This window comes from Streptomyces sp. ITFR-16 (assembly GCF_031844705.1).
Lineage (GTDB): Bacteria > Actinomycetota > Actinomycetes > Streptomycetales > Streptomycetaceae > Streptomyces.
The window spans coordinates 7,795,403-7,807,806 of sequence record NZ_CP134609.1 but is presented as its reverse complement, the minus strand read 5'-3'; the positions used below and the strand labels follow the sequence as shown (position 1 = coordinate 7,807,806).

Annotated in this window: 14 protein-coding genes and 1 pseudogene; 6 read left to right on the top strand and 9 right to left on the bottom strand. The window is 70.7% G+C overall.

Features of this window, described 5'->3' with window-relative positions; all coding sequences use genetic code 11:
* Positions 1–12: 12 nt before the first annotated feature.
* A complete protein-coding gene (locus RLT58_RS34545; protein WP_311314304.1) occupies positions 13–1,887 on the bottom strand; it encodes a transketolase in 1,875 nt (624 codons plus the stop codon).
* A 221-nt stretch (positions 1,888–2,108) separates the two neighbouring features.
* On the opposite strand from RLT58_RS34545, the pseudogene RLT58_RS34540 reads away from it, so the two are divergent.
* Positions 2,109–2,339, top strand: a pseudogene (locus RLT58_RS34540) (DUF664 domain-containing protein); the annotation flags it as partial.
* Between the two features lie 81 nt (positions 2,340–2,420).
* On the opposite strand, the gene RLT58_RS34535 reads toward RLT58_RS34540, so the two are convergent.
* A complete protein-coding gene (locus RLT58_RS34535) occupies positions 2,421–2,936 on the bottom strand; it encodes a hypothetical protein (protein ID WP_311314303.1) in 516 nt (171 codons plus the stop codon).
* Positions 2,937–3,200: 264 nt separating this feature from the next.
* On the opposite strand from RLT58_RS34535, the gene RLT58_RS34530 reads away from it, so the two are divergent.
* Positions 3,201–4,241, top strand: coding sequence for a hypothetical protein (locus RLT58_RS34530; protein ID WP_311314302.1), 1,041 nt, complete (start codon positions 3,201–3,203; stop codon positions 4,239–4,241).
* Position 4,242: 1 nt separating this feature from the next.
* Here the strand turns inward: RLT58_RS34530 and RLT58_RS34525 are convergent, their stop codons facing one another.
* The 3 genes from RLT58_RS34525 to RLT58_RS34515 all read right to left on the bottom strand — a co-directional run bounded on the left by RLT58_RS34525 (position 4,243) and on the right by RLT58_RS34515 (position 6,069).
* Positions 4,243–4,794 carry a S1 RNA-binding domain-containing protein gene (locus tag RLT58_RS34525; protein ID WP_311314743.1) on the bottom strand — a complete coding sequence of 184 codons (552 nt, stop codon included), beginning with the start codon at positions 4,792–4,794 and terminating at the stop codon, positions 4,243–4,245.
* A gap of 7 nt (positions 4,795–4,801) precedes the next feature.
* Positions 4,802–5,038 carry a hypothetical protein gene (locus RLT58_RS34520; RefSeq protein WP_311314301.1) on the bottom strand — a complete coding sequence of 79 codons (237 nt, stop codon included), beginning with the start codon at positions 5,036–5,038 and terminating at the stop codon, positions 4,802–4,804.
* A gap of 101 nt (positions 5,039–5,139) precedes the next feature.
* A complete protein-coding gene (locus RLT58_RS34515) occupies positions 5,140–6,069 on the bottom strand; it encodes a DUF5937 family protein (RefSeq protein WP_311314742.1) in 930 nt (309 codons plus the stop codon).
* Positions 6,070–6,205: 136 nt separating this feature from the next.
* Between RLT58_RS34515 and RLT58_RS34510 the strand changes: the two genes are divergently transcribed.
* Entirely contained in the window at positions 6,206–7,114 is a 909-nt protein-coding gene (locus RLT58_RS34510) for an aldo/keto reductase (protein ID WP_311314300.1), read from the top strand.
* 61 nt (positions 7,115–7,175) lie between these two features.
* Here RLT58_RS34510 and RLT58_RS34505 read toward each other — a convergent pair whose 3' ends face one another.
* On the bottom strand, positions 7,176–8,099 hold the full coding sequence (locus RLT58_RS34505; RefSeq protein ID WP_311314299.1) for an NmrA family NAD(P)-binding protein: 924 nt from the start codon (positions 8,097–8,099) through the stop codon (positions 7,176–7,178).
* A 122-nt stretch (positions 8,100–8,221) separates the two neighbouring features.
* Between RLT58_RS34505 and RLT58_RS34500 the strand changes: the two genes are divergently transcribed.
* On the top strand, positions 8,222–8,785 hold the full coding sequence (locus RLT58_RS34500) for a TetR/AcrR family transcriptional regulator (protein ID WP_311314298.1): 564 nt from the start codon (positions 8,222–8,224) through the stop codon (positions 8,783–8,785).
* 67 nt (positions 8,786–8,852) lie between these two features.
* Here RLT58_RS34500 and RLT58_RS34495 read toward each other — a convergent pair whose 3' ends face one another.
* Positions 8,853–9,341, bottom strand: coding sequence for a hypothetical protein (locus RLT58_RS34495; RefSeq protein WP_311314297.1), 489 nt, complete (start codon positions 9,339–9,341; stop codon positions 8,853–8,855).
* A 223-nt stretch (positions 9,342–9,564) separates the two neighbouring features.
* The gene (locus RLT58_RS34490; RefSeq protein WP_311314296.1) at positions 9,565–9,918 is read right to left on the bottom strand and encodes a hypothetical protein; all 354 of its coding nucleotides are present in this window, start codon (positions 9,916–9,918) and stop codon (positions 9,565–9,567) included.
* 178 nt (positions 9,919–10,096) lie between these two features.
* Here RLT58_RS34490 and RLT58_RS34485 point away from each other — a divergent pair, with 178 nt between their 5' ends.
* Positions 10,097–10,885 carry a restriction endonuclease gene (locus RLT58_RS34485; protein ID WP_399131771.1) on the top strand — a complete coding sequence of 263 codons (789 nt, stop codon included), beginning with the start codon at positions 10,097–10,099 and terminating at the stop codon, positions 10,883–10,885.
* 30 nt (positions 10,886–10,915) lie between these two features.
* Here RLT58_RS34485 and RLT58_RS34480 read toward each other — a convergent pair whose 3' ends face one another.
* Positions 10,916–11,365: a MarR family winged helix-turn-helix transcriptional regulator gene (locus RLT58_RS34480; RefSeq protein WP_311314295.1), complete on the bottom strand. Its 450-nt coding sequence runs from the start codon at positions 11,363–11,365 to the stop codon at positions 10,916–10,918.
* Between the two features lie 214 nt (positions 11,366–11,579).
* On the opposite strand from RLT58_RS34480, the gene RLT58_RS34475 reads away from it, so the two are divergent.
* Positions 11,580–12,254: a nitroreductase family protein gene (locus RLT58_RS34475; protein ID WP_311314294.1), complete on the top strand. Its 675-nt coding sequence runs from the start codon at positions 11,580–11,582 to the stop codon at positions 12,252–12,254.
* The last annotated feature ends 150 nt before the right edge of the window (positions 12,255–12,404 follow it).

Here is a 12,404-nt window from a genome sequence, read left to right as displayed (position 1 = left end):
GGGGCGGGTGCTTCAGCGGCCCTTGACCAGGGCCCGTGCGGACTCGGCGATGTGGGAGCGGGAGATGCCGGCGGCGTCGAGGAGTTCCTCGGTGGTGCCCGATCCCGGCAGGGTGGTGACGGCGAGATGGGCGAAGGCGGGGTGGCTGCCGGACGCCGCGAGGGCCGAGAGGACCGCCTCGCCGATGCCGCCTTCGGGGTGGTGGTCCTCTGCGACGACCAGGGCGCCGGTGTCCGACGCGGCGCGGGCCAGGGCGTCGGCGTCGACGGGCTTGACCGAGTAGAGGTCGATGACGCGGGCCTGGATGCCGTCGGCGGCGAGTTCCTCGGCGGCGGCCAGGCACTCGTGCAGGGTGACACCGGCGCCGATCAGGGTGACCCGGTCGTCGCCACCGCCCCCGCGCGGCGTCTTCGATCCTCCCGGCGGGAAGGTTTCGTCGCCGGCGTACAGGACCGGGTAGGCGCCTCGGGTGGTGCGCAGGTAGGAGATGCCCTCGATGTCGGCCATGGCGGCCGTCAGGGCGGCGGCCGAGGTCGCGTCGGACGGGTACAGGACGGTGGACCCGAGAACGGCGCGCATCATCGCGAGGTCCTCGACGCCCATCTGGGAGGGGCCGTCGGCGCCGATCTCGACACCGCTGTGGGTTCCGCACAGGGCCATGGTGATCTCGGAGACGGCGGCCATCCGGATGAAGTCGTGCGCCCGGGTGAGGAAAGCGGCGAACGTGGTGGCGTAGGGGCGGTAGCCGCGTACGGCCATGCCGACGGCGGTGGCGATCATCTGCTGTTCGGCGATGTAGGTCTGGAAGTACCGCTCCGGGTACGCCTTCTTGAAGTCCTCGGCGTGCGTCGAGTTGCCGACCTCGGCGTCCAGGGCGACCACGTCGGGGCGGGCGCCGAGGGCGGCCAGCGCCTTGCCGAAGGCGACGCGGGTGGCGACTTCGTCCCCGATGTCGTAGCGGGGCAGTTCGACGGGGCCGGCCGCCGGCGTCGGTACGGGGGTGGCCTCGGGCGGCCGTGGGCCGCGTACCCGCAGGTCGCGGATGCCGCCCAGTTCTTCCACGGCCCGCTCGGCGAGATCCTCGGGCAGCGGTTTGCCGTGCCAGTTCTCCTTGTCGGCGACCTCGCTGACGCCCTGGCCCTTGACGGTCCTGGCGACGATGACGGTGGGGGCCTGCCCGTCGGCGGCGGTGGTGAGGGCCCGGTCGACCTCTTCGAGGTCGTGTCCGTCGACCACGAGGGCCCGGCAGCCGAATGCCTCGGCACGCCGTGCGTATGCGGCCGTGTCCCACTGGAGCTCGGTGGGCCCGCTCTGCCCGAGCCTGTTGACGTCGACGATCGCGGTGAAGTTGGCCAGCTGGTGGCGGCCCGCCTTGTCGAGTGCCTCCCAGACGGATCCTTCGCTCATCTCGCTGTCGCCGCAGAGCACCCACACCCGGTAGGGCTGCTTCTCCAGGTCGCGGCCCGCCAGCGCGATGCCGACTCCGTAGGCGATGCCCTGGCCCAGGGAGCCGGTGGCCACGTCGACCCAGGGCAGGACCGGGGTGGGGTGACCCTGGAGGCGTTGGCCGAACCGGCGGTAGGTGGTCATCAGTTCCTCGTCGCCGATCACTCCGACGGCCTTGAACATGGCGTAGAGAAGGGGCGACGCGTGCCCCTTGGAGAAGATCAGGTGATCGCCGGCGGGGTTGTCCGGCGCGGACCAGTCGTAGTGGAGGTGGCGAGCGAGCAGTACGGCCATGAGGTCGGCCGCGGAGAGGCTGGAGGTGGGGTGCCCGGATCCTGCGGACGTGCTGGCGCGCACCGAGTCCACGCGGAGTTGCTGGGCCAGCTCGAAGACCTGGGGCAGGTCGGTGCTGGAGTCGAGGGTGGTCGGTCGGTTGGACATGCCGGGCCTTTCGCTCGGGGCGGCGATGCGACGGGAGAAGAGTTCCCCGGATTCGCCCGGACCATCACGCGGGCTGGGCCGCTTGGCGGCGTCCGGGTGTGGGCTGAGGGGTACTCGGGCGGTGGTCGTACGGTGCGGGGCCGGGACCGGTCCGACGTGCTCGCCGGGGCCGGTATCCGGCAGCCCGGGCCCACGGGCGGAGCGCTCCCCCGGCTGCGGTCCCGGAACCGCCCCCGGCCCGCGACGTCTACGAGGACTACCTCAGGGCCTGCGAGGAGTCGCGGCAGATATGCGCGAAGGTGACCATGGACCTCGATCGCGTCGTTCCGAACCCTGAATTCGGTGACACCGACGTGCGGTTCATCCTTGAGCACGTGATCGAGGAGTACGCCCGTCACGTGGGCCATGCGGATCTCCTCCGCGAGGCCATCGACGGCGCGGCCGGCGAGTAGACAGCTGCGGCGCCCCCGAGCATGCCCGAACGGGCACGTTCGGGGGCGCCGGCCCCGTCCCAGCCCCGAGCTCCAGCCGAGTCAGGTCTTCCGGATCGTCATGGTGTTGTCGTTGGCGGGGAGTCCGTACTTGTACTGCTGGCAGTCCATGGACTTCGACCGGCTGACCACGTTCCACCCGGCCGGCACTTGCAGAAGACCGCAGATCGTGGTCGTGGTGCCCGCCGGGAGACCGGTGAGCTTCACCAGATCAACCCGGTTGTGATAGTCGCTGGTCGCGCTGGTCCGGTTGCAGTCGGAGATCGACGAGTACTTGGTGACGTAGAACCCGGCCGGGACGGGGCTGTACGTACACGCCTCCACGGTGCCTCCGGCCCCCACGCCGCTGGTGTCCACGATGCGCTTCGTGTTGTACATGCCCCCGCCGGTCGCCCCGCAGGAGAAGCTGTCCCAGTACTTCACCTCGATCCATCCGGCAGGTGTGCTCGACGACCCGCACACCTCCTGCGTGGTCGCGGCGGCGGCTGTTCCCGACACCGTCAGCCCGCCCAGCAGCGATGCGGCCAGCACAACAGCGGCGCGTCTGTGCCAGATCATCCGGAGACCCCCATCTTTTGAAACGTTTCGACCTCGGTCAGGCAGGATTCTGCTCCCTTGCCGCACGCTTGTCCGCGACTTTGTTGAACACTGGTCCCGTTTCGACCTCGGGCTCATGCGTGACGCAGGACAGCGTGGGTACCCGAGCGCTTCCGTTGACGAGCCTCGCCAGCTGAAGGGCTGAATTGGCAACTGCGGCGCTGAGCCGGTTGTGTGGGGGCCCAGCACCAGGAACGAACCCGGAACGGACACAAGGCTCGCCCTATGACACGCACTACACCGCACGACCGCGCCACCTCACCGTCAACCATCAGCCCGCAACGCGGCGTCGCCGTCACGGCGTTCGCCGTCCTGCGGCGGCATCGGGGGGATCTGGCGGGAGCGACGGCTCGTGTCGTCGGGCTGGCCGGCCTGGGCGGGTTGTTGATGACGGCCGCGATATTCGCTCTCTCCTGGCCCCTGTTCACCCGGATGCGGAACCAACGCATCTGGTACCACCAGCTTGAGGACCCCTACCTGCACGACCCCACCGACCTGGCGCTGGTCGCCGTGTGGACGCTCCCCCTCTTCCTGCTCCTCCTTGGCATCGGCAGTGCGGCCGTGCAGCGTGTGTGCTCCCGAGCTGTGGCAGCCGAGGATCGCGCACCCATGAAGGACGACCGGTCGCGGCCCCGAGCGGATCGCGGCCTGCGACCCATACTCGCCGTCTACGCACTGCGCGGCCTGATCGTCTGTCCCCTGCCGCTCCTCGTCGGATACGTGGCGGACAGGCTCACCGGATACCAGCTCGACACGCCGGAGCCCCTGGAACGGGGGTCCTTGCCCTACACGCTCGTCTCGGCCTCCCCGGCGGTGGCCGTGCTCGTCGCCGTGGTGCTGCGCCTGGGGCTCGCCCTGGCACCGGCCGCTGCGGCAGCGGGCCTCGGCCCCCGTGAGGCCCTGCGCCGCTCCTGGTCGCTGGCGTGGACGCGGTCCGGAGGGGCCCGCATCCTCGCCCTCGCACTGCCGCTGGCCGCTCTCACCGCCGGGGTACTCCGGCTGGTGGTGCAGCTCGCCCTGCCGCTGCGGCCCCTCGTACGAGGTCTCGTCGAACAGAGCACGGGCAACTTCTTCGCCGCGTACTACGCCGGCATCCTCGCCCCGGTCATCGTCGGCATCCTGGTCACCGCAGCCGTGGCCGTCCCTCTCACCTGCACGGCCTTCGCCGTGCTCCACGACCGGCTTTCCGCTCGGGACGGTCTGCACAGCACCCCGGCATCGGCGAGTGGGATCAGCAGCCCTCGCGACGCGCACGGGGCGGGGTGAACTACTCCGCCCGGGAGAGCGCCAGCCGGCGCCGTTCCCGGTCGATCTCGGTGACGACGACCGTGATCTCGTCGCCGACCTGTACGACGTCTGCGGGAGATTGCACGGGATCCCGTGTGAGCTCCCGTAGGTGGACCAGGCCCTCGATTCCGTCGGCCACCTCCACGAAGACGCCGAACGGGATCAGTTTGGTGACCGGGCCTGTCAGCTTCTGTCCGGCCGGCACGCTGTCGACGAATTCCTGGAAGGGGTCAGGCTGCGTCGCCCGCAAGGACAGCCTGGCTTCGAGGTTCCAGGTGTCGAACTGGAGGAACTCGCAGGAGACCCGCCCGCCGACCTGTACGACGTCGTAGGCCGATTCGATACGGTGCCAGGACAGTTCGGGGATCGTGATGAACCCGACGCCGGGGAAGACGGGGTGGGCCGGGCCTTCGTCCAGTGCCACGAATACACCGAATCGCTCAATCGCTGCGACTGTTCCGCAAAGGCGCTCGGCCCCGTGCAGTGACTCCAGGAACTCCCAGAGTTCCGGGTGTTCGGCCCGTCCGCCCATCATGCGCTCAGTTTTTCACACGGAGCCGTGTCCCGGCCTGCCCGTGGAAACGTTCCACACGGGGGTGGCAGGGTGCCCGCCGTGCGGCGCCGGCTCGGCACCGTAAGTGCGCGGAGGCTCCGAATTCGGCGTGCCGTGCGAGCATCGCGTACTCGCCTTCCTCGTCCGCCGCGGGCGAGAGGCGTCCGCGATCGGCTTCCGTGCAGGCTTGCGCCATCAGCTTCTCGAATTCCTCGTCCGTCATGCTCCTCACCTGATCCGTGCCTGGTCCGTGCCCGGTCAGCGCCCGATCCGCGTCGTGTGCTTTCGGAGCCCTTCCAGCTCCTCTCCACATGTAGTCCGTAGCTACGGAAGGAACGGATTGGTCAGGAGTACCTCGGCCGCGGTGGTGCGGGCGTACAGCACGGAGCGGCCCGTGCGGTGGGCGCTGACGAGGCCCGCGTTGCGCAGCGCGGTGAGGGACTGGGACACGCCTGCCGGGGAGAGGCCGGTGCGGTGGGCCAGTTCGGTGGTCGAGGCCGGGGATTCCAGCTCGGCCAGCAGGAGTGCGCGCGTGCGGCCGAGTACGGGGGCGAGGGTGTCGGTCCGGGGTGCGGGGCGTGCTTGCCACAGGGAGCCGACACCGCGTGCCGGGTAGGCGAGTTGGGGTGGATCCGGTGGTGTGGTGCGGGTGCGCAGGGCCGGGCCGGTGAAGACGGACGGGATCAGGAGCAGGCCGGTGCCCGCCGTGCGGCGGGTCAGCGGTTGCTTTCTGCGGGCCATGCGCAGTCCGTTGTCGTCCCAGCTCACCGAGGCGTGCAGGTCGTTGAAGAGACGGCCGGCGCCGTGCTCGGCGACCGTGCGGGCCCGGTGGAAGATGTCGGCGTCCAGGACGGTCCGGATGCGCGCCCAGTAGGGGGCGAGGGCCAGTTCCCAGTACGTTTCGATCTCCTCCGTGACCTTGGCCAGGCGGGTCTCGGGGTCGGCGTGCAAGGTCCGGAGCAGAGGTCCGAGGCTGCCCTGGTGGCGGGCCAGGTGGTCGAGGTCCTGGCGTACCCGGTCGGCGGACGAGGCCCGTATCGCCGCCCACTCCGTCTCGGGTGCGGGAGCGGGTCCGGCAGGGGCCGGGTTGAGGAAGTCGGGGACGTAGCCGGTGGGCGGGATCAGCTCGCTGAGCCAGCCTCGGTCCAGGCCGGCGGCCATCATGCGGGGCCTGACCTGGTCGGCCCACCGCCGGTGGACCGGGTGCGTGGCGGCCGACCGCAGCAGCCGGTAGCCGGGGGCGACCTCCCACATCGGTGAGACGGTGAAGCGCACCTGTGCGAGGTCGCTCGCCGAGAACGCCAGCTCTGCCAGGTCGACCCCTCCTCGATGGATTCAGGCATGTACGAATCAATGGCGGGCCAGCCTACCGTGTGGAGATCATCTCGCCATGACCTCACAATTGACCACCGCGGCGGCATCGGGCACCTGGGCGCTCGGTGACCGCACCGTCCGTCGCATCGGGTTCGGTGCGATGCGTCTGCCCCAGCACGGCGAGGCGTTCGGCACGGATGCCGTACCGCGCGATCGCGACGAGGCCGTCCGTGTGCTGCGCCGGGCCGTCGGGCTCGGCGTGAACCACATCGACACCGCCGCGTTCTACTTCTCCCCCCTGCGCTCCGCCAACGAGCTGATCAACCGGGCGCTGGCCCCCTACCCGGACGACCTCGTCATCACCACCAAGGTCGGCCCGGGGCGCGGCCCCTCCGGTGCGTGGCTGCCCCATGCCACCCCTCAGCAGCTGCGCGGCCAGGTCGAGGAGAACCTGCGCCAACTCGGCCGCGACCACCTCGACGTGGTGAACCTGCGGATCGTCGGCACCGATTCCGTCGCCGAACGGTTCGGCGCACTCGCCGAACTCCGTACGGCCGGACTCATCCGTCACCTGGGGCTGTCCAACATCCACCCCCACCATCTCGCCGAGGCGCGGAGCATCGCGCCTGTGGTGTGCGTCCAGAACATGTACGGCCTCGGTGCGTCGCCCGAGCAGAAGGAGTTCCTGCGCCTCTGCGGCGAGCAGCGGATCGCGTTCGTGCCGTTCTATTCGATCGCCGGGACCGGGCGCACGGCCGGTGCGGTCGGCGACGACCGTGGCGAGGTGCGTGCCATCGCCCGCGCCCACGGGGTGAGCACAGCCCAGATCCGGTTGGCGTGGACGCTGCACCAAGGCCCCCATGTCCTCGCCATCCCCGGCACCGGCGACCTCGAACACCTCGTTCAGAATGTGGCCACAGGGGCTCTGCGTCTGTCCGGCGGTGAACTCGCCGTGCTGGACTCCCTCCACGACGGGGCGGCGTGAGCGGGAGCTCGGGCGCTGTGCGCGGCTTTCGGTGAACGGCTCGGCAGGATGCCCGAGGTGTTCAGGCGGTGGCCGTCAGCGTTTCTTGCGCCCACTGCTCGAAGCTGGTCAGGTCGATGCCCAGGGCGCGGGCGAACTCCGGACGGGCCGGCTGGCCGACCACCTCCATGAACTCGTGGGTCGCGCCCATGTCTCCCATGCCGGCGGCACGGGCCTGTTCCTCGGTCATGTCCGGCGCGCTCACGGGGACTCCCAGAGCACGGGAGAGGACAGCGGCGATCTCGGTCATGGTCAGGTAGTCGCTGGCGAGTTCCAGTTCCAGCCGGTGGAAGTCGGCGGGTGCGGAGAAGGCGGCCGCCGCGGCGCGGCCGACGTCCTTGGCCGCTACGAGTGCCAGGTGCGTGCCGGGTTTGAGGACGGTGACCAGACCGCCTTCGACGCCGCGCGGGAAGTAGAACCGCATGGATGGCTCGAAGTTCTCCATGAAGAACGACGGCTTGAGCAACGTCCAGCAGGGGAAGTCGAGTTCGCGCAGCCGGTCCTGGATCGCGGCCTTCGTGCCGAGCGGGGTCTCCATGACGGCCCATCGCCCTTCGGCCCAGCCTGGAGCATCGACGTGCTGCCCCACTCCGCTGGTGGAGGACTGGACGAACTGCCGCACCCCTGCGGCTCGCGCGGCGGTCATGAGGTTGTCCGCCTGTTCGACCTCGCCGGCGAAGTCGAATCCCGGCCCGATGTATGCGGGCATCTGCACGGAGAAGACGGCTCGCACCCCGTCCACGGCGGTCTTCAGGGTCGCCGGGTCGGTGAGGTCGCCCACGACCAGTTGTGCGCCGAGTTCCTCGACGGCTCGTGCGCGCGGCGCGCTCGGGTCGCGTACCAGGGCGCGGACCGGTGTGCCCTGGGCGAGCAGGGCGCGGGCGGTGGCTCCTCCTTGCCGGCCCGTGGCGCCGACGACGAGAACCGGTGTTGCGGCAGTGGTCATGAGTCCGTCTCCTCAGGGTCCCGCGCACGCACGTGCTGCTGCGGACACAAAACGGCGGGGCCCGCCGTTTCATGTTCGCTACGATACGGCGGGGGCCACCACTTATCAACGTTGGGGAGAACATGACCGGCCAGCGCTCGGACGCCCGCCGCAATTACGCGCACATCCTCGCCGTGGCCGAGGCCGAGGTGGCCGCTCGAGGGGCCCAGGCCTCCCTGGAGCAGATCGCCCGCACCGCAGGCGTGGGGTCGGCCACCGTGCGGCGCCACTTCCCCACCCGCAAGGCCTTGCTCGAAGCCGTCTTCAGGCAGCGCGTCCACGCCCTGTGCGAGCGCGCCCGCACACTCTGCGGCGAGCAGGACAGCCGGGCGGCGCTGCTGGAGTGGCTGCGCGAGCTGCTCGCCTACTCGCTCGCCGCGCGCGGCCTGGCGGACGTCCTCGCGTACCAGCCCCTCCAGGACGAGGCCGCCCAGGACTCCTGCGCGGCGGACCTCGGGGCGGCCGGCGACGCGCTGCTGCGCAGAGCCATCGCCGACCGGGGTGTCCGGGCGGACATCACCATCGACGATCTGCTCACACTGATCATCGGCATCGCCCTGGCCACCGAGAAGTACTCCGACCCTGCAGCCCGGGCGGACCGCGCCTTCCGGATCGCCGTCGCGGGAATCGGCACCACCGGCACATAGGCGTGTGCGCACGGCCTGCGCGGTCCCGCCCGGCGCGCCGAAGCCGCGGCGCCCGTCCGCAGCGGTGTCAGCTCTGCGGGGTGCGGGGGCGCAGTTGCTTCTCGTACGTACTCCAGTCGGCCGGCGGATACGTCGCCTCCGGGGCGGCGATGGCCACGTCGATCGCGTCCCGGACGCCCTCGTTGAAGAAGCCGAGGTCGCGCACCATCTCCATCGCCCGGATGGCGTCCGCGCCGAGGGGGCGCGCCATCCGGTCGGCCCCGTCGGGGAAGGACACCGGGTTCATCTTCGCCAGCTTCAGCGCGTGAACGGCCCGTTGGTCCAGGCCCACCGCCGCGTACCCGGCGGCCAGAGCGACCCACTTGACCTTGTCGGTCACGGCCGAGGCGAGATCCCGGATGCCGTGCAGCGTCTGCGTGGGGCTGCCGGCGACGGTGTCGCCGTACGGAGTCGGACCGTAGTGCTTCTCCAGGCGCTCCTGCTCCGCCTTCAGCAGGCAGTGCGCCTCTTCCAGTACTTGGGCGACATGGGTCAGCTCGGTCAGGTCATGGATCATCGCTGAGTCTCCTTCCCGTCAACTGGCCCGACCTTATGAGGTGGTGCGGCCGTAGGCAGACAATCACTCATAGTCGGCCCGATGTAGTGACAGTCAGATCAAAAGCGGCCATGCGGGCGCCGGGATGTGGCAGCCCCGGGACGTCCTCAGAGGGTGGAGGTGTGCGACAGGAACAGGACGGCTGTCGACAGGGCGAGCGGTGAGGGCCCGGGTTCCCGCCGCCTCAGCGGAACTCGTGGACCACCTGGATCTCGCCGACGATGTGGGCGTTGAAGTCGTCCAGCTCCTCGGCCGGGACCCAGAGTTCGAGGATCGTCCGCCCGCCGGCCTGCTGGACGGGATACCGGGCCAGGAAGTCCGTCTCGACCTCGAAGCGCGTGACGAAGCCGGCACCGTCGTGCTTCACGTTCCAGTCGCGCGCGATCCTGATCGCGTAGTCCTCGTTGAGCACCGGGTAGAAGATCGGCTGCTCGGGCAGACGGGGCGGCCAGGCACGCCAGTCCAGCTCGCGGACCAGGTCCAGCTCCTTGGGGCCGGTGGGGCGCCAGAGGGTCGTGGTCACTCGGCGGCTGGTCATCTCTGTCGCTCTCTGAAGGCGGGGCGCGCGGTGCGGCGGGGCCGGAAGACCGGACGATACCGGCACCGCCCGCTCAGCGCCCAGGTGTTTCGGCGCGACTCCGGTCCTAGTGATCATGGTTTGGGGAGTTCGGGGCAGGTGCGGGCGAAGACGTTTGTGCCGATGCGAGGGAGGGTCCGTGACGATACGGGCGAAGAGAATCGACTCGAACGACCATCGCGGGGCGGCGGGTTCGCTCCGCGGTCCCTTCGTTGCCCTTGCCCTGACCGGCGCTCTGCTCTGCGGCGCCGCTCTGCTCTTCGTCCGCTTCGCCCACTGGGCCGGGGCCCATCCGGTCGCCGCCGTCCTGCTGGCCCTTCTCGCCGTTCCCCTCCTCTACACCCTGTTCCGGGCGATGCCCCGGACCCGTGAACTGCGGCGCGCGGCCCGTGCGGGAACGGCCCGGCGCGACGAGGAACCCGTCGGGGCGGCGGTGACCGGCGGCGGGGCGGACCCGGCGGCCGATGTCCTGCCCGCCCCCTCCCCCGCGCAGGACGGGTTCACCGCCGTGCTGTCCGCGCCCGCCCCGGACTTCGGCGCCCTCGATCCCGATGGATTCGAGGCGGCGGTCGCGGCGTTGTGCGAACGGGACGGCTGTCAGGAGGTCGAGGTGGTCGGCGGCGCCGGCGACCTCGGTGCCGATGTCCTCGCCGTCGCACCCGACGGGCGGCGCGTCGTCCTGCAGTGCAAGCAGTACGGGCCGGGACACAAGGTGGGCTCCCAGGATCTGCAGCGCTTCGGGGGTACGTGCTGGACGGTGCACGGAGCCCAGCTCGCCGCCGTGGTGACGACCAGTGAGTTCACCGCGCCGGCCCTGGAGTACGCGGAGGCCTGCGGCATCCGCTGTGTGGACGCCGCCTCGCTCGACGCCTGGGCACAGGGCGCGGGGCCGGCCCCCTGGGGGCCGGCCATGGTGGACGCGGGCTGAGCGGTCAGCCGGGTCCGGCGGCCCCCGGCGCTACAGGAGCTTGCCGAGGAGCGTCGAGAGCTGCTCGCGTTCGGCGGGGGTGAGATCCTTGAACGTGTCGTAGAGGAAGGCGGGGACCAGGTCCTCCGCGCGGTCGAGCAGGCGGCGGCCGGAGTCGGTGAGCGTGACGGCGTAGGCGCGGCGGTCCCCCGCGTCGCGCTCGCGCCGTACGTGCCCCGCCTGTTCCAGGCTGTCGCAGAGGCCGACCATGACGCTGCGGTCGATGCGCAGTTCGTCGCTCAGGACCCGCTGCGAGCTGGGGCCTACGGCGGCGAGCATCTTGAGCACCAGGTGCTGGCCGACCCCGATCCCGGTCTCGTTCGCCCGGGCCTCCGCCGCGCGGGCGACGGCGCTCGATGCCCGGCAGAGCGCGATGTCCAGGCGCTCGGCGGCGAGCCTCGGAAAGTACACGGACCCGCGGTCCGCGGCTCTGGCTGACATGCGACCGGCCTCCTCGGTTACTGCTGCGGTCGGCGGCCACCCTACCAAGATTCGTCTGCGCTCAGATTGTTTGCATGCCACTCATCGCATTTGCATGATCCCAAATCATCTGCCACCAGATTGTCTGCGCAGAGATGGATATCCGGCGCGTCCGACCCACCCGACCTCACCGTCCGACCTCACCGTTCGAGCGAGACAGAAGCGAGGAAGCCGTATGACTCTGGACCTGACCCCCGATCAGCTCCTTTCGACCACACGCGCGGTACGCAAGCGCCTGGACCTGGACCGGCCGGTCCCCCGCTCCCTGATCGAGGAGTGCGTGGACCTGGCGACGCAGGCGCCGACCGGACGCAACCGGCAGCGCTGGCACTTCGTCGTCGTCACCGAACCCGCCCAGCGTCGGGCCGTGGCCGACATCTTCCTGCGGTCCCTCCCCCTGGCCTCCGGCCAGCCGCTGACCGAGCGCGACGCGTGGCGCATGAACTACCACTCCGCCTCCACCGAGCGCGTCTTCGACGGCCTGCGGCACCTGGCCGCCCACATCCACCGGGTCCCCGTCTTCGTCATCCCCGCCGTGGAAGGGCGCACCGATCACGCCCCGGTGGCCACGCAGGCGGGGGCCTGGGGCTCGATCCTGCCTGCGGTGTGGAGCTTCATGCTCGCCGCCCGGGCCCGTGGCCTGGGCACGACGTGGACGACGGCTCAGGGGCCGCTGGAGCGGGAGCTGGCCGGGGTGCTCGGCGTTCCGTACGACGAGGTCATGCTGGCCGCGTTCCTCCCGCTCGCCTACACCATCGGCACCGACTTCAAGCCGGCCCGCCGGATCCCCCGTGAGCACGTCCTGCACTGGGACCAGTGGAAGCCGAGCCCTCCCGGACCCACGGAGTAGGCGCGGTGGCATCACGCGTACGGACGCAGCTGAGGAAGTACAGCTCGTCGCGGTGGAATCCGTAGCGTCCGCCGTCGTCGCCCCCGGCCCTCGGCCCCTCGAACCGTGGTCCGCACGGCAGGGGCGGCCCGGGCTCGCACGGCTCCGGGG